The 19,234-nt window shown below is 35.0% G+C and carries 23 protein-coding genes; 17 read left to right on the top strand and 6 right to left on the bottom strand.

What is annotated here, in order from left to right; all coding sequences use genetic code 11:
* Positions 1–26 precede the first annotated feature (26 nt).
* The 7 genes from ACSBPO_RS13775 (at position 27) to ACSBPO_RS13745 (ending at position 7,472) form a co-directional block, all read left to right on the top strand.
* A complete protein-coding gene (locus ACSBPO_RS13775) occupies positions 27–1,445 on the top strand; it encodes an aldehyde dehydrogenase family protein (RefSeq protein ID WP_442594193.1) in 1,419 nt (472 codons plus the stop codon).
* A 300-nt stretch (positions 1,446–1,745) separates the two neighbouring features.
* Positions 1,746–2,615, top strand: coding sequence for a putative beta-lysine N-acetyltransferase (ablB, locus tag ACSBPO_RS13770; protein ID WP_442594191.1), 870 nt, complete (start codon positions 1,746–1,748; stop codon positions 2,613–2,615).
* Positions 2,616–2,669: 54 nt separating this feature from the next.
* Positions 2,670–4,082 carry a sigma-54 interaction domain-containing protein gene (locus tag ACSBPO_RS13765; protein ID WP_442594189.1) on the top strand — a complete coding sequence of 471 codons (1,413 nt, stop codon included), beginning with the start codon at positions 2,670–2,672 and terminating at the stop codon, positions 4,080–4,082.
* 345 nt (positions 4,083–4,427) lie between these two features.
* Entirely contained in the window at positions 4,428–5,837 is a 1,410-nt protein-coding gene (gene ablA, locus ACSBPO_RS13760) for a lysine 2,3-aminomutase (RefSeq protein ID WP_442594187.1), read from the top strand.
* A gap of 13 nt (positions 5,838–5,850) precedes the next feature.
* Entirely contained in the window at positions 5,851–6,135 is a 285-nt protein-coding gene (locus ACSBPO_RS13755; protein ID WP_442594185.1) for a YokU family protein, read from the top strand.
* A gap of 292 nt (positions 6,136–6,427) precedes the next feature.
* Complete coding sequence (locus ACSBPO_RS13750; protein WP_442594183.1) at positions 6,428–6,661, top strand: YozE family protein; 234 nt, start codon at positions 6,428–6,430, stop codon at positions 6,659–6,661.
* A 130-nt stretch (positions 6,662–6,791) separates the two neighbouring features.
* Positions 6,792–7,472 carry a hypothetical protein gene (locus ACSBPO_RS13745; protein ID WP_442594182.1) on the top strand — a complete coding sequence of 227 codons (681 nt, stop codon included), beginning with the start codon at positions 6,792–6,794 and terminating at the stop codon, positions 7,470–7,472.
* Here ACSBPO_RS13745 and ACSBPO_RS13740 read toward each other — a convergent pair.
* Positions 7,469–7,621: a hypothetical protein gene (locus ACSBPO_RS13740; RefSeq protein ID WP_442594180.1), complete on the bottom strand. Its 153-nt coding sequence runs from the start codon at positions 7,619–7,621 to the stop codon at positions 7,469–7,471. The genes ACSBPO_RS13745 and ACSBPO_RS13740 overlap by 4 nt on opposite strands.
* Positions 7,622–7,874: 253 nt before the next feature.
* Between ACSBPO_RS13740 and ACSBPO_RS13735 the strand changes: the two genes are divergently transcribed.
* Positions 7,875–8,045 carry a YozD family protein gene (locus ACSBPO_RS13735; protein ID WP_442594179.1) on the top strand — a complete coding sequence of 57 codons (171 nt, stop codon included), beginning with the start codon at positions 7,875–7,877 and terminating at the stop codon, positions 8,043–8,045.
* A 112-nt stretch (positions 8,046–8,157) separates the two neighbouring features.
* Positions 8,158–8,928, top strand: a complete 771-nt coding sequence (locus ACSBPO_RS13730) for a sporulation protein (protein ID WP_442594177.1) — start codon at positions 8,158–8,160, stop codon at positions 8,926–8,928.
* Positions 8,929–9,074: 146 nt separating this feature from the next.
* Here the strand turns inward: ACSBPO_RS13730 and ACSBPO_RS13725 are convergent, their stop codons facing one another.
* Positions 9,075–10,532, bottom strand: a complete 1,458-nt coding sequence (locus tag ACSBPO_RS13725; RefSeq protein WP_442594175.1) for an IS1182 family transposase — start codon at positions 10,530–10,532, stop codon at positions 9,075–9,077.
* A gap of 439 nt (positions 10,533–10,971) precedes the next feature.
* On the opposite strand from ACSBPO_RS13725, the gene ACSBPO_RS13720 reads away from it, so the two are divergent.
* Positions 10,972–11,280 carry a hypothetical protein gene (locus tag ACSBPO_RS13720; protein WP_442594173.1) on the top strand — a complete coding sequence of 103 codons (309 nt, stop codon included), beginning with the start codon at positions 10,972–10,974 and terminating at the stop codon, positions 11,278–11,280.
* A gap of 64 nt (positions 11,281–11,344) precedes the next feature.
* Here the strand turns inward: ACSBPO_RS13720 and ACSBPO_RS13715 are convergent, their stop codons facing one another.
* Together ACSBPO_RS13715 and ACSBPO_RS13710 are read right to left on the bottom strand one after the other, a co-directional pair.
* Positions 11,345–11,476: a hypothetical protein gene (locus tag ACSBPO_RS13715; protein WP_442600440.1), complete on the bottom strand. Its 132-nt coding sequence runs from the start codon at positions 11,474–11,476 to the stop codon at positions 11,345–11,347.
* Between the two features lie 10 nt (positions 11,477–11,486).
* Complete coding sequence (locus ACSBPO_RS13710; protein ID WP_442594171.1) at positions 11,487–11,612, bottom strand: hypothetical protein; 126 nt, start codon at positions 11,610–11,612, stop codon at positions 11,487–11,489.
* Between the two features lie 141 nt (positions 11,613–11,753).
* Between ACSBPO_RS13710 and deoD the strand changes: the two genes are divergently transcribed.
* The 6 genes from deoD (at position 11,754) to ACSBPO_RS13680 (ending at position 18,030) form a co-directional block, all read left to right on the top strand.
* The gene (gene deoD, locus ACSBPO_RS13705; RefSeq protein ID WP_442594169.1) at positions 11,754–12,455 is read left to right on the top strand and encodes a purine-nucleoside phosphorylase; all 702 of its coding nucleotides are present in this window, start codon (positions 11,754–11,756) and stop codon (positions 12,453–12,455) included.
* Positions 12,456–12,648: 193 nt separating this feature from the next.
* Positions 12,649–13,545: a M15 family metallopeptidase gene (locus ACSBPO_RS13700; protein ID WP_442594167.1), complete on the top strand. Its 897-nt coding sequence runs from the start codon at positions 12,649–12,651 to the stop codon at positions 13,543–13,545.
* 151 nt (positions 13,546–13,696) lie between these two features.
* On the top strand, positions 13,697–15,220 hold the full coding sequence (locus ACSBPO_RS13695; RefSeq protein ID WP_442594165.1) for a S41 family peptidase: 1,524 nt from the start codon (positions 13,697–13,699) through the stop codon (positions 15,218–15,220).
* A 117-nt stretch (positions 15,221–15,337) separates the two neighbouring features.
* Positions 15,338–16,162: a hypothetical protein gene (locus tag ACSBPO_RS13690; RefSeq protein ID WP_442594163.1), complete on the top strand. Its 825-nt coding sequence runs from the start codon at positions 15,338–15,340 to the stop codon at positions 16,160–16,162.
* Positions 16,163–16,240: 78 nt separating this feature from the next.
* Positions 16,241–17,155, top strand: coding sequence for a CobW family GTP-binding protein (locus tag ACSBPO_RS13685; RefSeq protein ID WP_442594161.1), 915 nt, complete (start codon positions 16,241–16,243; stop codon positions 17,153–17,155).
* A gap of 56 nt (positions 17,156–17,211) precedes the next feature.
* Positions 17,212–18,030: a hypothetical protein gene (locus ACSBPO_RS13680; protein WP_442594159.1), complete on the top strand. Its 819-nt coding sequence runs from the start codon at positions 17,212–17,214 to the stop codon at positions 18,028–18,030.
* Positions 18,031–18,060: 30 nt separating this feature from the next.
* Here the strand turns inward: ACSBPO_RS13680 and ACSBPO_RS13675 are convergent, their stop codons facing one another.
* Complete coding sequence (locus ACSBPO_RS13675) at positions 18,061–18,306, bottom strand: DNA alkylation repair protein (RefSeq protein ID WP_442594157.1); 246 nt, start codon at positions 18,304–18,306, stop codon at positions 18,061–18,063.
* A gap of 102 nt (positions 18,307–18,408) precedes the next feature.
* Between ACSBPO_RS13675 and ACSBPO_RS13670 the strand changes: the two genes are divergently transcribed.
* On the top strand, positions 18,409–18,675 hold the full coding sequence (locus tag ACSBPO_RS13670; protein ID WP_442594155.1) for a hypothetical protein: 267 nt from the start codon (positions 18,409–18,411) through the stop codon (positions 18,673–18,675).
* Positions 18,676–18,721: 46 nt separating this feature from the next.
* Here ACSBPO_RS13670 and ACSBPO_RS13665 read toward each other — a convergent pair whose 3' ends face one another.
* On the bottom strand, positions 18,722–19,213 hold the full coding sequence (locus ACSBPO_RS13665) for an Hsp20/alpha crystallin family protein (RefSeq protein ID WP_442594153.1): 492 nt from the start codon (positions 19,211–19,213) through the stop codon (positions 18,722–18,724).
* Positions 19,214–19,234 lie beyond the last annotated feature (21 nt).

The raw sequence follows: 19,234 nt of genomic DNA, 5'->3' as shown, positions 1-19,234 counted from the left end.
GCTATACAAGTTAGGAGGACTTCATTTTGAAGCAGCATCTCTGGATTAATGGTGAAAAAGTGGAATCAACCAATTATTATCAACTAAAAAGTCCCTATTCTGAAGAATTACTTGCTGATGTAGCTACAGCAACAGAAGAAAACGTTAAAGCTGCGATCTTGGCTGCTGAAAATGCCTTTAGCACGTGGCGAGAAACTCCAGCATTTCAGCGAGCTGAAATTTTAGAAAATTTAGTGTCGCTTTTAAAAGAACAAAGAGAAGAATGTGCAAAAATAATTGCACAGGAGGCGGCAAAACCTTTAAAAACAGCTCGAGCTGAAGTGGATAGAACGATTATGACATATCTCTTTGCAGCCCAAGAAGCAAGGAGAATCCATGGTGAAACGATTCCTTTGGATGCGGCACCAGGTGGAGAAAATAGAGTGACCTATACCGTTCGTGAACCTATAGGTGTGATAGCTGCCATTACGCCGTTTAATTTTCCAATGAATTTAGTAGCTCATAAAGTAGGTCCTGCACTTGCCGCAGGAAATACGGTCGTATTAAAGCCTGCGAGTCAAACGCCTTTATCTGCGTATAAAATAGCAGAATTACTTCATGAAGCAGGCTTGCCAAAAGGAGTTTTAAATGTAGTAACAGGCAGTGGACGCGTTGTCGGTGATGTTCTTATGAAGGATGACCGAGTAAAAATGATTACCTTTACCGGAAGTCCTGAAGTTGGAAAGCATATTCGAGAAAATGCTGGCCTAAAAAGAGTGACTCTTGAATTAGGCTCCAATTCAGCGCTTATCATTGATGAAAATACCGATATTGATGCAATTATTCCAAGGGTTGTAACAGGTGCTTTCAGTTTCCAAGGGCAAGTATGTATTTCCATTCAACGAATCTATGTGCACCAATCTCTTTTTGAAAAATTTGTAGATGCCTTTACAAGGGAAACAGCAAAGCTTAAGATTGGTGATCCTTTAGACGAAACCACGGATTTATCTGCTATGATTTCTCTTGGAGATGTGGATAGAGCAAAATCTTGGATTGAAGATGCAGTCGGGAATGGAGCAACACTTGCTTATGGTAACGAAACAGATAAAGGGGTATTAAAGCCTACTATACTATTAAATGTACCATCTACTGAAAAAATTTCTTGTCAGGAAGTCTTTGCTCCAGTGGTACATGTTAATACTTTTAATGATTTTTCAGAAGCACTAGAAAAGGTGAATGACTCTGAATATGGTCTACAAGCTGGTGTTTATACGTCCAATCTTCAAAGAGCCTTCCAGGCAGTAAAGCAGCTGCATGTAGGTGGGGTCATGATTAATGATATACCTACATTCCGAGTAGACCATATGCCTTACGGCGGGGTGAAGCTAAGCGGCATGGGCCGTGAAGGAATTAAATACGCCATCGAAGAAATGACCGAAATAAAACTAGTAAGCTTTAAACTTTAAATTCAAATCCAACAGAGGGATTAACCAATAAATGGTTACCCTCTTTTTTAAAATAAACTGTTTTCGTAAATTTTGTTGCTTTTAAATTATTTTTTATTTTTCGACTACTGAGTTGATTGGAACGGAGGGCACTTGACTCCTGCGGGATATAGAGGGAAGTGGGAGACCCCACAGGCGGTACGCCGAGGAGGCTCCCATCCCTCCCCGCGGAAAGCAAGTGTCTGGAGTGGAAATCAATGGGCTAATTAATGAGCTAAAAACAACAATTTATGCGAAAAGATTTTTAAAAAGAGGTGGACAATGAACGAATTAGCATCATTTTTAGAATATAAGGACCAAGGCATTTGGCTCCAGATTTATGTTGATCCATTTAACAAACGAATCCGAATTGATGATTATTACGGAAATCTACAGGCAATCATCGAATATGCTGAAAAACTAATCAAAGAAAAGAAGCTTGAAAAACTAATCTTTAAAGGTAGGAAGGAGCATTTTCAAGCTTTCATCCAACAAGGATATATCTTGGAAGCGCAAATTGACCATTATTTCTTAGGTTCCAATGCTTACTTTTTCACCAAATACTTTGACTCTCAACGTATGGAAAACAGCCACTGGATTACCGAAGACCAAATAATTCACAGTATAAACGGGATGGCTCTTTCTGCTGAAACGATCCATCCACCACAAGAATATCACTTAAAAAAAGTGGAAGCTGAAGATGCGGAAAATTTAGCTCAACTTTACCAGCAGGTATTTCAAATTTATCCGACACCTTTACATGATCCAGAATATATAAAGAAAACCCTTGTGGAAGGAACGATTTATTATTGTTTTTATGGCAATGGAAAAATTGTAAGTGCAGCCTCTGCAGAGGTGAATCAGACCTACCGAAATGCAGAGTTAACAGATTGTGCAACCCTAACAGAGCATCGTAAGCATGGCTTTATGAAAATACTTTTAAAAAAGCTTGAACAAGATTTATATAAGCAAGGCATTTATTGCTCCTATTCCATTGCAAGGTCTCTATCCTTTGGTATGAATGCGGCATTGCATCAATTAGGATATGAGTACCGAGGAAGATTAAGAAATAATGTTTTTATTTATGATAAGCTCGAAAATATGAATGTTTGGGTAAAGAATTTAGCCGAACAGCCAAATTTTCGGCAGTAAAATGACAATTTTTCGGCACCATCACATATAGATTAATATGGGACGGTGATAAGCATGGTTCAATTGTCAGAAATGACAAATGAAGTATTAGCGGCAATTTTAAAAAGTATCGATGAAGGCATTCATGTTGTCAACACAGATGGAATCACTATTTTTTATAATGAAGTAGCAGCCAAGCATGATGGACTTGAAATTGATGAGGTATTAGGGAAGCCATTGCTAGAGGTTTTTCCATCCTTAAATAAGGAAACGAGTACTTTATATAAAGTATTAAATGCAACGAAACCCATCTATAATCAGCCCCAAACCTATTTAAATAAGCATAGTGTCAAAATTGATACGATCAATACCACTCTGCCAATCTTTGTGCAGAATAGGATTATTGGGGCTGTTGAAATTGCCAAAGATTATTCCCGAATGAAGGTTCTGTCAGAGCGACTTATTGAGCTTCAAAAAGGAATTCAGCATAAACGTAAAAAAGAGCTCAAAACAAAAAATACCAATTATACATTAGATGATTTACTTACCGTTGATGAAAGAGTTAAAGCGATGAAAGAGAAGGCGAACAAATTAGCTCAATCGGAATCTTCTATATTAGTTTATGGAGAAAGCGGTACCGGAAAAGAGCTTCTCGTTCAAGGCATTCATCACGCCTCTAAACGGGCAAATGGTCCATTTATTGCTCAAAACTGTGCAGCTATTCCAGAGGCTTTACTAGAAAGTATTTTATTTGGAACAGCAAAAGGAAGCTATACAGGTGCAGTAGACCGACCTGGATTATTTGAGCTAGCAAATGGCGGAACCCTTTTTCTTGATGAACTGCACACCATGCCCATAGAGCTCCAAGCAAAGCTTCTTAGGGTGTTGGAGGATGGAATTGTACGAAGAGTTGGGGGTTCGAATAGTTTTTCCGTCGATGTTCGAATTATTGCAGCGATGAATGAACACCCCCACACAGTTTTAGCAAATCAAAAAATGAGATCCGACTTGTTTTATCGTTTAAATGTATTAATGTTCGAAATATTACCGTTAAGAGAGCGTGAAAAAGATATTCTAATCTTAACTAACCATTTTATTGACTATTTTAATAGGCAGCTTGATAAAAAGATTAGAGGAATCACACCAGAGGTGGATGATTTATTTTTACAATACCAATGGCCTGGAAATGTTCGTGAATTAAAGCATTGTATCGAATATATGATGAACATGTGTGAGGGGCATAAATTAACGGTAGATGACTTACCCAATTTATTTAAACAGAATATGAAGGTTAAAAATAAACCTAAGAAACATACAGAAAATCTTTCTCTTCGAAAAAATGTTCAAGAATTAGAGTCCGAATTAATCACCAAGGCATTAGCGATAAGTTCAGGCAATGTTATGCAAGCTGCTAAACTATTAGAGATACCAAGACAAACCCTTCAATACAAACTTCAAAAACTAAATCCCATTCCAACTGCCGAATAATTGGCAGTTTTTTTATTTAGAGGATCTGTTAAAGAGCAGTATTGATTTTTAACAAAGTTGATTGGAGCGGAAGGTACGAGACTCCTGCGGGAGCAGCGGGATAGGTGAGACCTAGTAAAATGGTCCACAAGTGGGACCATTTGTACCCCACAGGAGCGATAACGACGAGGAGGCTCACCGCACGCCCCGCGGAAAGCGAGTGCATGCAGCGGAAATCAACATTCTTGTTTAACAGAGTCTTTTATAAAAGTTAATAAATTATCAACTCCTTTATTAATGTCAATTCACCATTTTGGCACATATCTTGCATTATAGATTAGAAAAGGATTTGGGAGGAATGTAACCTTGAAACAATCATTATATAAACCAAAACGGCATTGGAAGGATATCGAATTATGGAAAGATGTTACCGAGGAACAATGGAATGATTGGATCTGGCAATTAACCAATACAATTCGAACGCTCGATGATTTAAAGAAAGTGATTAACCTAACTCCTGAGGAAGAAGAAGGAGTGAAGATTTCAACGAAAACAATTCCATTAAATATTACTCCCTATTATGCTTCCCTTATGAATGAAGATGATCCTCGTTGTCCGATTCGTATGCAATCCGTGCCTATCTCCAAGGAGATTTATAAAACAAAGTATGATTTAGAGGACCCGCTTCATGAAGATGAGGATTCCCCAGTACCAGGCTTAACACATCGCTATCCTGACCGAGTGTTATTTCTTGTCACAAACCAATGTTCGATGTATTGCCGTTATTGTACGAGAAGAAGATTTTCTGGTCAGATAGGGATGGGAGTGCCAAAGAAGCAGTTGGATGCTGCCATCCAATATATAGCCAATACTCCTGAAATTCGTGATGTTCTAATTTCTGGTGGAGATGGCTTACTAATCAATGACAATATTTTAGAGTATATCTTAAAAAATCTTCGTGCGATTGACCATGTGGAAATTATTCGTATCGGTACGAGAGCACCAGTCGTTTTTCCACAACGCATAACAGAAAACCTATGCAATATCTTAAAAAAATATCATCCGATTTGGTTAAACACTCATTTTAATACATCCATTGAAATAACAGAGGATTCCAAAAAAGCCTGTGAAATGCTCGCTAATGCTGGTGTACCTGTCGGAAATCAATCGGTTATTCTAGCTGGTATCAACGACAGTGTCCCGATTATGAAAAAGCTTATGCATGATTTAGTGAAAATTAGAGTAAGACCTTATTATATTTATCAATGTGATCTATCTGAAGGTATTGGCCATTTCCGTGCACCAGTTTCAAAGGGACTTGAAATCATTGAAGGTTTAAGAGGACATACAAGCGGTTATGCTGTGCCTACATTTGTGGTTGACGCTCCTGGTGGGGGAGGAAAAATTTCGTTACAGCCGAATTATCTAATTTCCCAGAGTGCTAACAAAGTAGTCTTACGAAACTTTGAAGGAGTCATCACCACCTATCCAGAACCAGAAAACTATATTCCTGGTAGAGCAGAAGATTACTACAAGAGTATCTACCCTGATATGGAAGAGAAGCGTTCTAATATTGGAATTGCTGGTCTTATGAATGATAAGCAATTTAACTTAGTACCAGAAAATTTAACAAGACTAAATCGCCGCCATGAGTATGAACAAAATCCTACTCATTCCTCCCTAAAGGATAAACGGGAAAAACGAGATGAGCTAAAGGAAAAGAAGTTTCAAGCTCAAAAAACAAAACATGATCCGAAGGAAGTAACAAAAGAATAGGGGGAGAACGTACTTGGAAGAAAGATGTGAATGGTGTGAAAGCAATCAAATTCAATTAGAACATGACGTCGTTTATTGGGAGTTGCCAGATGGTACAAAAGCCATTGAAATAGAAAACACCCCATCAATAAAATGTTCTGCATGTCAGATGAAATATCAGAAGGAAAGTATTATAAAAGAAATAGAAGACCAATTGTTTTTAATTGATACTAAACAACTTGGTAAAAAGGTGGATTTTGAGGAACTAATGAAGATTCCTAGATTGTTGAAACGGAATTACTTTGATTTTTCCAAGTAAATTAATGTGAGGAGGGCAAAATCCTCCTCTATTTTTCATGGAAAAGAGTAAAAAATCACCTTTTCAACCGTATTAGCTATGTTATCAACTGATATTCCATTTTATCAACCGTCTTTTCGAGTTTATCAACCGCTCCATCAACTTTTTCAACTTTAAGGTACTCTACAAAAAAAGAACCAAACCCTTTTCTATTGAATCAAACCAATCTTATCGGTTATAGTAATGAAAAAAGTTTGTAAAATTTAATGTGATTTTTACTTTTGCATTGAATTGGAAAGAAAGGCGTTTGTTTATGACTAAGAGTTTTTATCATTTTCTTATGAAATATCGACATCCGGAACCAAAGAATGAGATTAGTACATTTGCTAATCAAGCCTACATGGATCATGATTTCCCAAAACACTCTAAACAATATGATGAAATCAGTTTATATTTGGAGTTAAATGCATCTTATTTAACACGAATGTCTATTTTTGATGAGGCCTGGAATCTTTATGTAGCAGAAGAAACAAAAGAGGATTATTAAAAAAATGCCCTTTCCTATTGGAAATGGCATTTTTTGCATATTGACTCCCTTAGGTTTTCATAATCATGTTCGTTTTGTTTGCATATAATAATATACTCAATTCACGACGATCATTGGGAGGTGCGAAAGGATGGGGAAAAAGAAAAAACCAAAATTTGCAATCGGTGATACTGTCGTGATAAAAGCCTACGGAACCGTTGGAGAGATAACCGATATTAAATGGATAGATGGAGCTTACATCTATGAAATTAATACTGATGAGGGTTTATTTATAGAGGAACGGCTTCAATTACTCTCAGAATATCAGGAGAAAGTCATTGAAAAAGAGCAAATTGATATTCAGTACCAGTTCTATTTCGGGGATATTGTTCAAGTGAAGGGATATGGTACAGATCTATTTAAAATTGTCGGGTTTCGCACGGAAATTTGGCGTTATAAAGAGGATGCCTGGGAAGATGTTATTTATGAACTTTCCAGAATCTCTGATGGGGAATGGCTTGAATCGACAGAGGATGAGCTTACTTTAGTTGCAGATGCAGAACAGGCAGATGCTTTTTTGCAAAAGTTAGGACATTTATACATGATGAATACAAAAGAAATTCCATTAAAATTACCAGAACCTATCAAAAAAGCAAAAACAACTAAAAATGATTTAGACCAAAAGAAAGTAATTGATAACTTGTTAGATGTATATAATGATTACGAGATTTTATCTAAAATGTTTCATGATCAAGAGTATGATAGAATCAAGAAGCTCATTCTAAGAAAGCTTAAAAAATTAATCAATAACGATGATAAAAATACGGTTTAAAATAATTTAATGCAGAAATAAGTGAAAATAGGAACAGCTAGTAAAATGATTCCTTTAAAAAGAATAGATGTAAACTGTGTTGCCAATCTAGTAAATAAACCGTCTTCATTATTAACATCTTCCCTAAACATTTCGATTAAAGTATTCATTTCAAATTCCTCCCTCGTTTTTTCTAAAATATATGCTTGTCCTTTCTAATTATTCTTCCAACTATAAAAAATCAAGATAACTTTGTGAGGAATAAAGTAAATAGCATGAAAAGAGTGCTAGCTTCATACATTTTTAAAGAAAAACTTTCTATTGAGATAGACAACTTTCCTAACAATGGACTAAAAAGAAATCCGTACAGATATGCATTCAGAGTAAAATGTTATTCTGAATAGCTTAAAGGGGGGAGATGCGATGAAAGAAATTGAAGTATTTATTGATACGGAGGAAATTGCTGAATTTTTCTTTCACGAGCTTGTTAGAAGAGGTTACGTACCAACAGAAGAAGAGCTTGAAGAAATCGCAGATATCACCTTTGAATACTTAATAGAAAAATGCATTATTGATGAAGATGTAGATGAATAAGGAAAGAAGCGGGTCAAGAGACTCGCTATTTTTTCGTCACACTGAAACTTTCTTTTTTATCAATCGTACATATAGCCTGAGAATGAAATTATTAATGAGGTGAGGGAATAAAATGTCATTTTTTAACAAAGTATTTGCTAGTGTTGGAATTGGTGCTGCTAAGGTAGACACAAAACTTGAAAAAGATACTCTAACTCTTGGTGAACAAGTAAAAGGAGTAGTTCAAATTCAGGGTGGAAATATTGAACAGAAGGTAGATGAGATTTATTTATCTTTAAATACAACTTATGTGAAAGAATCGGATGATAAGAAGTATACGGTTTCTGCTCAAATTGATCGTTTTCGTTTAGTGGATTCATTTACCATCCAACCAAATGAACGAAAAGAAATTCCCTTCTCATTTGTGCTCCCAAATGATACACCCATTTCATTAGGAAGAACTAAAGTATGGGTGAATACTGGTTTAGATATAAAAAGTGCAGTGGATCCAACGGATAAAGACTATATCCGAGTTGTTCCGAATCCATTAATGTCAGGTGTTTTTCAGGCTGTTGAGGAATTAGGCTTCCGTATGCGTGAGGCTGATTGCCAACAAGCTTCTTATCGACTAAGAAAAAGACTTCCGTTTGTACAGGAGTTTGAGTTTGTACCAGTTTCAGGACCATTCCGTGGAAGACTTGATGAGCTTGAATTAGTGTTTTTTACGATTTCAAATGATCAAATGGATATTTATATGCAGGTAGATAGAAAAGCAAGAGGTTTGGCTGGATTTTTATCAGAAGCTTTGGAAATGGATGAAACCAATATTAGAATATCCGTTTCAACAAATGAATTGCCGAACTTACGTAGTAAACTGCAAGCAGTCATTGAAAAATATTCATAATAAAAAAGAGGTGCTCATGATGAGGGCACTGAAAAACTTTCGTTTTTCAAAAGTGTGCTTGAACCATTAAAGTAAAAAAGACAGTTCACATCCATTTTTTTGGATTCCGAACTGTCTTTTTGTGTTTTGAGTAGTTATTCTATTCCCTATTTTTGGTTCATTAGCGTCAATATTCTTTTCACATTCACTGTGAAGATAGCCATTGCCCCTTGCAAATGCATGCCAATTAGACCCGAGGAATCTGCAACATCATACCCGTGTCTATGTTTCAATTCGCTATTCTTAGCTTCTATTTTATATCGCTCCATCGATTTCTCTTTAAAATAGTCGCTTTCTTGAAATTTTATTTGTTCTGTATGCACATTTGATTTAATGCTTACAGAGTACCTCTTACTTTTAGCACCTTCCTTATAACATCCGTCTTTAAATGGACAAACTCTACATTTTTCTACATCAAAATAATAAGTGTCTACTTGATTGACAGCTACATCTTTTTTTCCTTGTCTAGCTTTCCTTATTGCCAGATGTCCAGCTTTACAAACGTACATCCCAGCGTCTTTATTAAATTCAAACTCTTCTTCTTTTTTACGATATCCTTGAGTAACAGAAGGGTTTAATTTAGCTACTAAATTTATTTCATTTGTATTTGCGTACTCGATATTTCCCTTTTCAGAATAAGCAGTATCACCGATTATCGTTTTTACTTCCATCCCAGCTTTTTTACTTTTCTCGACTAATGTTTCTAATTGTTTTCCATCATTCTTTTCGCCTGTTGTAATCACTGCGGCAGTGATAATCCTTTCTTCACTCATTGCCAGATGTGTTTTATAGCCAAAAAAGGAAGAATCAGCTGTCTTATGACCCACTCGCGCATCTGGATCATTGGACATCTGAAGCTGTTCATTCATATCTTCAAGGGTTTCTTTTAGTAAGTTCATTTTTTCTTTCACTTTTGGGTATTCACGGATTACCTCATTATTTTTGGCTACATCCATTAGCTTTTGGCAATACTCGATTTCATCTTCTAATACATCTGTGGAGGATTTTGGTGGAAACTGATTCTTAATACTTTCATCAATTTGATAGATTGCTTTTCGAAGAAGCTTTGATTTATCCATCAATATTTCTTTAGGAGACTTTTGATTATAACGAGCTTTCGAGTGAGTGGCATCCACAATAACAGAATTACTTTTGATAATTTCCTTTTCAATCGCTATTTCTACCGTTTTATTAATAAGTAAATCTAAAAGATTAACATCTTTTAAACGTATTTTTCGAAATTTTGTCAAAGAACTCGGGTCAATGACTTCTTCTTCAGGAGACATGTCTAGAAAATATTTAAACGACATATCGTACTTTGAACGTTCTACAATATCAACATCCGATAAGTCGTGTATAGATTTTAAAAATAGATATTTAAACATACGTATTGGGTGAATGGCATTTCTTCCATTATCGTGACAATAATTGTCCTTGAGTTCCTCATACACAAAGGAAAAATCAATGAGTTCATTCACTTTTCGAAGCATATTATCTTTTGGCACGATAATATCGTAAAGTGCCATGTATGGACTAAAACTCAAAGACTGTTGGTTTGGAATCATCTATAACACACCCGCTTTATATTAGTACATCAATTATACGACAAAAAAGTACCCCTTTCTTCAAAAAAATTTGAAGGAAGGGGTACTTTTAAAATATTTGAGAGACTTTTTCAGTGCCCTCCTCATGATTGAGCATCTTTTTTGTCGGAAAGTGCGGATAAAAAATCGTCCTTTAGACTTATCTGATGATAAGATTGTCGAATTCTTATATGTTCGCAATTGGAGGTTTTTTCAAATGAAATATCTATGTTTCATCATAAATAAAGTCACAGAGTATTAAAAATAGATTAAAACCTTGGGATTTTCATCCTATTTTTTAGTTTAGTGTATGTAGAAATTAGTCGGAAACTATTTTGACACTGACAAAATTAGATAAAGGATTCGACACGTGCTATCTCTAATTAAAGTTGTAACAATATACTATTAGGGGTGGTACACGTTGTTAAAAGTAAAATTAAAATTATTAAACCATTCTTATGATGTAACCATTTTTCAAGCACCTCAATTTTTACAGCAAAAGGGTTATAAGCCCGTATACCGTACAACCCTTACAGGAAGCAATCATCAGGAATGCTTAGAACACGCTTTTCGGTTATTCAATGTGGCTGATTTTATCCCGACAGATTACGAAGGTACCTATATTAGAACTGGGGATATCATTTTAATAGATGAAGGTTGGCTTGGTAAACATTATTATCAATTGAGATCCGGTGGTTGGACAAAAATTAATCGAGTTCATGTAAGATAACCCAGCTATAGTAAATAAGTAAAAAAAATCCCAAGTTGAATATGAACTTGGGATTTTTTTGTTTCTATCGTTTACGTCCTCCGGTAGGACTATTTTCTTTTGCATGTGCCTCATGTTCAGCTACAATAGCCTCTGGTGGAATGTGGTTATTCTTTTTTTGCCCCTTGATTCTAGCACGATGTTTTTTACCCATCATTACTTCCTCCTTATTTAGGGTTTTTCATTTTATCTCGGTTCATTGGAAGATTGCCTCCAGAACGCGATTTAGGGTTTGTTTCATTTGCGTGTTGTACGGCTTGCTGAAGTTTTTTACTCATTTGTTGTTTTGGCATATAGATCTCCTCCTTGGACAATCTATAATTAGCTTTTCCTTCTAAAGAAAAAAATGCTCAGGTAGTTTTTAGAAGTTAAAGAATATGGTATGATTGAAATGGTAGGAAGTCTGACAACTAATGTAAAATGGAGGTTAAAAAATGAGTATCCATATTGAAGCTAAAGAAAATCAAATTGCAGAAATCGTTTTATTACCTGGAGACCCACTTCGTGCACAATACATAGCAGAAAATTTTTTAGAAGGTGCAGAACGTTACAATAAAGTTCGAAACATGTTCGGATACACTGGTACTTACAAAGGGCAAAGAGTATCTGTTCAAGGAACTGGAATGGGTGTTCCTTCCATTTCTATCTATATCACAGAATTAATGCAAAGCTACAATGTTCAAAAATTAATTCGTGTAGGTACATGTGGAGCGATCCAAAAAGATGTAAAGGTTAGAGATGTTATTTTAGCCATGAGCGCATCAACTGATTCTCAAATGAATCGTTTAACGTTTGGTGGAATCGATTACGCTCCAACTGCAAACTTTGAATTATTAAAAAATGCATATGATGCAGGTTTAGAAAAAGGCTTAAATTTAAAAGTAGGAAATGTATTTACTGCTGATTTATTTTATAATGACAATGCTGACCATGAAAAATGGGCAAAATATGGAATTCTTGCATTAGAAATGGAAACAAGTGCATTATACACTTTAGCAGCCAAGTTTGGTCGCCAAGCACTTTCCGTTTTAACAGTAAGTGATCATATTTTGACTGGAGAAGAAACAACAGCAGAAGAACGTCAAACAACATTCAATGACATGATAGAAGTTGCATTAGAAGCAGCTATTAAATAAAAATTCAAAAGGTAAGCTTTTTAAAGAAGCTTATCTTTTTTATGCCCTTTTTCATAAAGTAATAACTAATATTCCCTATTACCCCATGCATCTTTTTCCTTAATTAGTTGATAAGTCCAATAGACTGTTTTACGATTAATGTTAAAATAGATATATTGCCAATAAGAAATAGAAAAAGACAGGGTGGAAAGACATGAAGAAATTATTACTATTAGGCATGATGGGTTTTGTCCTAGTAGCATCAGGTTGTACTCGTTTAGATGCTTTTACAGGAAAAATTCCATTTTTAAAAGAAGATAATAATGGTCAAAAGATACAACAAGAACAAAACAATGGACAAGCTGTTGTAGAAGAAAAAGAGGATTTAACCGAAGCAGGCAATGAAAATGAAACCACTTCTTCTTTAAATGACCAACAACAACAGGATGAAAATAATGAGGACATTCTAACATTAGATGGTATTTACTTTAATGAGATAAAAGAAATGAATGGTCATAATATTATTCAAAACCCTGAAAATACTCTAGCTTTGGTAAATAAACAATATGGACTTCCATCTACATTTTTACCGAAAGATCTGACTAGACCCAATGTGAGTTTTTCATTTGGTAATCAAAAGATAGAGAAGAGCTATTTAAGACAGGAAGCCGCTGTGGCTTTGGAAAAGATGTTTTTAAATGCTAAAAGTGCGGGTATAGAGCTTTTTGCTGTCTCAGGATATCGCTCGTATGCCTACCAAGACCAATTATTTAAGGCTGAGGTACAAAAGGTTGGTGAAAAAAAGGCACTTGAAGCTGTAGCTTATCCTGGACAAAGTGAACATCAAACCGGATTATCAATGGATATTTCAAGTAGAAATGAAGGGCTATTACTGACAGAGAAATTCGGTACATCCAAAGAGGGTATGTGGCTTGCTGAAAATGCTCACCAGTTTGGATTTATATTAAGATATCCAGAAGGGAAAGAAGCCATTACTGGCTATCAATACGAACCATGGCATTTCCGTTATGTGGGTGTGCAAGCGGCAACGATTATCTACGAAAAGAACTGGACATTAGAGGAATATTTTAATACCGTAAAAAAAATATAGTAGCACTAAAACGCATTAAAGCGCCGGGGGTCTGACCCCCGACGCTTTAATGCGATAAAGGAACTTTTTAGATTTGGACAACATTTCTTTTTTAATTTAGTGCGAAAAATGTTATTCTAAGACCTAAGGGCATTTATCTTTTAGTTTTGTTATGGTGAAAGTGGTGAAGAATGTGGAAGATGAGAAATTAGAGCAAAAAGAAACTCAGGAACAGCATAAAGATTCTGAGCATGAAACACCTTTAAAAAGTGCTGGATATGTAAAAATGAAACGATTTTATTTTATCATGCTAATTTTCTTTGTTATTTTTCTGTCTGCCGGTATTACGACATTTGTATTAGCTTTTGGGGATGAAAAAGCTGTTGATGTTGTAAGCGTAGAAAGAAGAGAATTTGATAAGCTTTTCTCCGCTTATGATACTCTTAAAGATAACTACTATAAAGATTTAGACGATGATAAATTAGTTAATGGTGCGATCAATGGTATGCTAGAAGCTTTAGATGATCCATATTCTGATTATATGAATGTAGAAGAAGCAGAAGGATTCCATAACAGTATTTCCTCTTCATTTGAGGGGATTGGTGCAGAAATTCAAGAAAAGGATGGGCATATTACGATTGTCTCTCCAATAAAAGGTTCCCCTGCTGAAAAAGCTGGGTTAAAACCTAATGATATTATCCTAACGGTGGATAATAAAAGTCTGCAAGGTATGAGTACAACTGAAGCAGTTTTATTAATACGCGGTAAAAAAGGATCAAAGGTAGAGTTAACAATCCAACGTCCTGGAACGGATGACCCGATAACTGTACCGATTGTTCGTGACACGATTCCATTGCAAACCGTTTACGGCGAATTATTAGAAGATAATATTGCCAAGGTTTCCATTACGAGCTTCTCTGAAAATACTTCTAAGGAGTTAGTGGAAACATTAAATAATCTTCAAAAACAAGGTATGAAAGGCCTTGTCTTAGATTTAAGACAAAACCCAGGTGGTCTTTTAGACCAAGCTATTCAAATTTCTAGCTTATTTGTTCCAGAAGGTAAAGTATTATTTAAAGTGGAAGACCGCAATGGCAATGTGAAGGAATATAAATCAAATAATGATAATGGTACAGATTTGCCGCTTGTTGTGATTATTGATAAAGGTAGTGCAAGTGCATCTGAAATCTTGGCCGCTGCTGTCAAAGAATCCGCAAACGTTCCTCTTGTAGGGGAAAAATCTTTTGGTAAAGGGACTGTCCAAACAGCTCAAGATTTGCAAGATGGTTCTAATATGAAGTATACGACAGCAAAATGGTTAACTCCTAAAGGTAATTGGATTCATCAAAAGGGTATTGAGCCAGACTACAAGGTTCAATTGCCTCAATATGCGAATCTTCCTTTCCTTGACCCGGATAAAGAATTATCAATGTCGATGTCTTCAAGTGAAGTTAGTGGAGCAGAACAAATGTTAAAAGCCTTAGGCTATGATCCAGGCAAAATGGATAGCTTCTTTGATGAAAAGATGAAGGATACAGTGATCCAATTCCAAAAGGATAACAAACTAGAAGCAAACGGTGTCTTAAAAGGAGATACTACGATAAAGCTGATGGAAAATGTTCGTGAAACACTTATTAAGAACGATCCTCAAGTTCAAAAAGCTGTCGAAATTCTAAAAGGACAGTTGAACAAATAAGAAGCTAAAAAGGAATTGTCCTAAGTGGACAGTTCCTTTTTTACTTTAAGTTGGAGTATATTTAAATGAATTTTTTTCCAAAATGGACAGTATAGAGTCTATTTTGGAGTGATTATGATGAAAAAAGCAGTGTTTCTACTTTTAATAGCTGGATTTATTGCAAGCAATTTTTACGCTGATAAAGAATCAAAGTTTAAGAATAATCCTGTTGTCGAAACCCAAATGGAAGAGGTTCAAACCATTCCTTCTTCAACAGATGATAAGGTATTAGGTGAGTATTCTGAAAAAAGCTATTTATTGTTAACACTAAAAGAAGGAAATGTACATAAAGCCATAATGGCAAAGACAAATAACAATTCCGAAACCATTGAAATGACGTCTATCCCTAATGAACAGATAGAACCTATTTTATCTACTGAAACAGATTCCCCAGAAGGTTTTGAAAAAGACGCCCATTTTAAAGAGAGATTAGCGAAGCATATGGGAATATCTATAGACCATATTATTGTTTTTGATAAGAAGGGATATATAGATGTATATTCTAAACTATTTCCAAATGGAGTGAATTTAAATTTAACAGAAGAGATGAAAAAAGATCTGGATGTTTCTAGCGATTCTAAAGAGTATTCGGTTAAAAATCCAGACGAATTATTAAAGGTCGTTAAAATGTTAACGGAAGACCATCAAAATAAAGAAGAAATATATTCGATGCTAGCCCAATCATTTACAAAGCAAATTTTAAAACCAGATACTCTTTTTTCTTTGTTTACAATTGCAAATCAAATTCATCACTACATTTATACGGATTTATCAATTGACGAATTACTTTCATTTGGCTTTCATGTTATGAAAAAGTCTGGGTCGGAAACAGATAGCTTTGAACTTCCAGAAACAGACCAGCAAGTTATTGAAACTACCCCATACGACATATATAATTTTTAGTCACTTATCATTTGAAATCGTTCCCTTTATCCTTTACCATTAGGACCGAGAGAAATGTATAAAAAGGGAGTTAACTACATGTCAAAGACAGAAATTTATATTTTATCGGGCTTTCTTGGAAGTGGTAAAACCACTTTGTTAAAAAGGTTACTAGAGGATGAAAAGAAAAAGAATCGAAAAGTAGCTGTAATGATGAATGAGCTGGGAAATGTATCGATTGACTCGGATGCTGTAGATGATGATATTGCATTGAAGGAATTGCTTGGTGGTTGTATTTGCTGCTCTATTCAAGACAAATTAGAATCACAGTTACAAGCCTTGCTATTTAATGAAAAACCAGAGGTTATATATATCGAAACAACAGGGGCCGCTCATCCAGTTGAGGTCTTAGATGCGATATTATCTCCTTATTTTGCCGATAAATTTATCATAAAGGGCGTTATCACCATAATGGATGGAGCTAGATGGTTATCACGTTCTATGTTATCGCCACAATTACAGCAATTATTATTAGAACAAGTAAAACATGCCGATTTACTAATTATTAATAAAGTTGACACCTTGTCACCTTCAGAACAAGCAAAAATTTCGTTTGAGGTACAGGGGTTAAATCCTCATGCCATCTGTATATTTACCTCATATGCAGATATATCTATTAAATCTGTAAGAGAAATGTCTTTGTCAAAAAAAGAAGATATAAAATCCGCAAAGATCCATACAGATTTAAGATTAGGTACCTTTGTTTATACCTTTAAAAAAGAGGTTGATTTAGATCAATTCGAACAATTTTTACGATCGTTACCTGATAGTATTTTTCGAATTAAAGGTTACGTAAAATTTAGCGAATATGATTTTCCTTATTTATTTCAATATTCATATGGCATGCCCATTTATATGAAAGAGGATATGAATTATCCACTGAATCTTGTTTTTATTGGCGAAAAAATAAATTGGGATGCGATTCATACTCAACTTAGTGAATTAGAGAGTTGAATGATATCCTAAAAAAAGGAGAAAAATAAAAAAAATGAAGAACTGAGTGATGAGAAATGAAAGTTTTTTATACTGCTTTTTTTATTTTTTTTCTTTTAATACCCTTTGAATCCAGTAAAGCAGAAGAAATTGGTTTAACCATTGATATCATGCCGTGGGATAAAGCGAATACCTTTTTACCTAAATACAGTAAATTTATTGTCATGGATAGTGAGACAGGATTTCGCTTTAAGGTTCAAAGAAGAGCTGGAAGCAATCATGCAGATGTTCAACCTCTTACCAAAGAAGATACAGCCATTATGAAAAAAATTTATAATGGAGAATGGAGTTGGAAACGTCGCGCGATAATCGTCATTCATAAAGATAGATGGATTGCCGCTTCTATGCACGGGATGCCGCATGGCGGGGGAGCATTGAAAAACAATTTTCCCGGTCATTTCTGCATTCATTTTTACGGAAGTACCACCCACCGTACGAATGCGATGGATTTATCTCATAAATTAATGGTTTTAAAAGCAGCTGGTAAATTGGATGAGCATTTAGCCTCTGTTGATCCATATGAACTGGTACAATCCTACATAGCTGGATTTAAACAGCAGGATCAAAGCATTTTAAGAACAGCTTCATTACAAAAAATAAAGTGGAAGCCAATAATCAATCAAGTAGAAAATGTAGGAATCGGCCGAATGTATATGTTACCAGCCGAGGATATAAATGATGAATTATCCCTTTCTGTTCCTGTTGAAATTGATTGGTTTATTACAGGTGAAGGAAGAAGAAGATATAAAGGAGCCATCCATCTTGTTCGGTTTTCACCTATTGGTGCTTGGAAAGTGGATAGTCAGCGCTTTTTACATGAATCATTATCTATGTAAAAAAACACCTCAATCGAGGTGTTTTTTCCTTTATGAGCTTCTCTCACCAAATTTTACAAACGTGAGTTCATCTTCTATCAGTCCGCAAGCACCACATTGAACTCGAATGGACGGTCCATTGTATGCTAAATGGAATGGCTCTAGCGTTGAATTTGTATAATCCTGGATGACATCTCCAGTTTGAGGATCCATTTTTACTGGATGTGCCTCTTGTTTTATGACATTAAAACGGCTTCGATTAGTCTTACAATTTGGGCATCGATAAGGTGCAGTCATGTGATTCATCCCTTTCAATATTTGGATTTTAGTCTATTTTTTGCAGAATGGATGGGATTTATGTAAAAATAATGTATAAATGGAATGGAGGAACAAAACATCATGAGTTACGACTTTGAACAACTTCTTGTGGAATATCGGAAATTATGGAATAATCGATTATTGGCTCAAGAAGACCTTGACAGTGAAGTAATAGTAATAGAGGCAATAAAAAGAGAACTAAAAGATGAAAATTCACATCCAAGAATTAGGAAGAGCATCTTTGAAAAATATTATCTTGCGACTAAAAGGATATTAGAATCAAATATCTCAAATGAATATAAAATGATACTAATCGAATTGCATAAAGAGATAATGAAGGACCTGTAAATAAAGCAAAAAACATATAGTCGTCAAGACTACATGTTTTAAAAAATCAATTTTCAGTTACTTCAATTTCTGAAAATTGCATATCAATATTCTTTTGTAATTTGATTTCTAAAATACCTTCTTTATAGTTGGCGCTTGTTCCTTTTTTTCGAACAATGGCTGGTAAAACGATCGTTTGTTTATCCTCTTCACTTGGAATATGTTCAATGATTAATTGATTAGAAGTATGGTACAATTTCATTTTAGAAAGCCAAGTGTCTTCTTTAATGTGGATACGGATATAGACATGATGATGGGTTTCAAAGACAGAATAGGATAGATTCCCCTCATTTTTTTGTTCAGATGGAGGGTCTTCCGGTTTCGTTTTAGGTCTCATCCAATCTTTCATCCAATCTTGTGATCCAAACATATCTTGCATTTGAGTTGGCATCATCTGATTCATCATATCTTTTACATACTTTTCGATATCATTTTGATCGAATTGGCCCATTGGATTATTAAATTTTTTATTAAAAGGGAATAAATTCCATGGAAACATTTTAGACATCCTTTCAAAGTT

Origin of the sequence: Neobacillus sp. D3-1R (genome assembly GCF_052180215.1) — a bacterium.
GTDB lineage: Bacteria > Bacillota > Bacilli > Bacillales > Cytobacillaceae > Pseudoneobacillus.
Note: the sequence above shows the minus strand (reverse complement) of the source record. Positions and strands in the feature narration are given on the sequence as shown.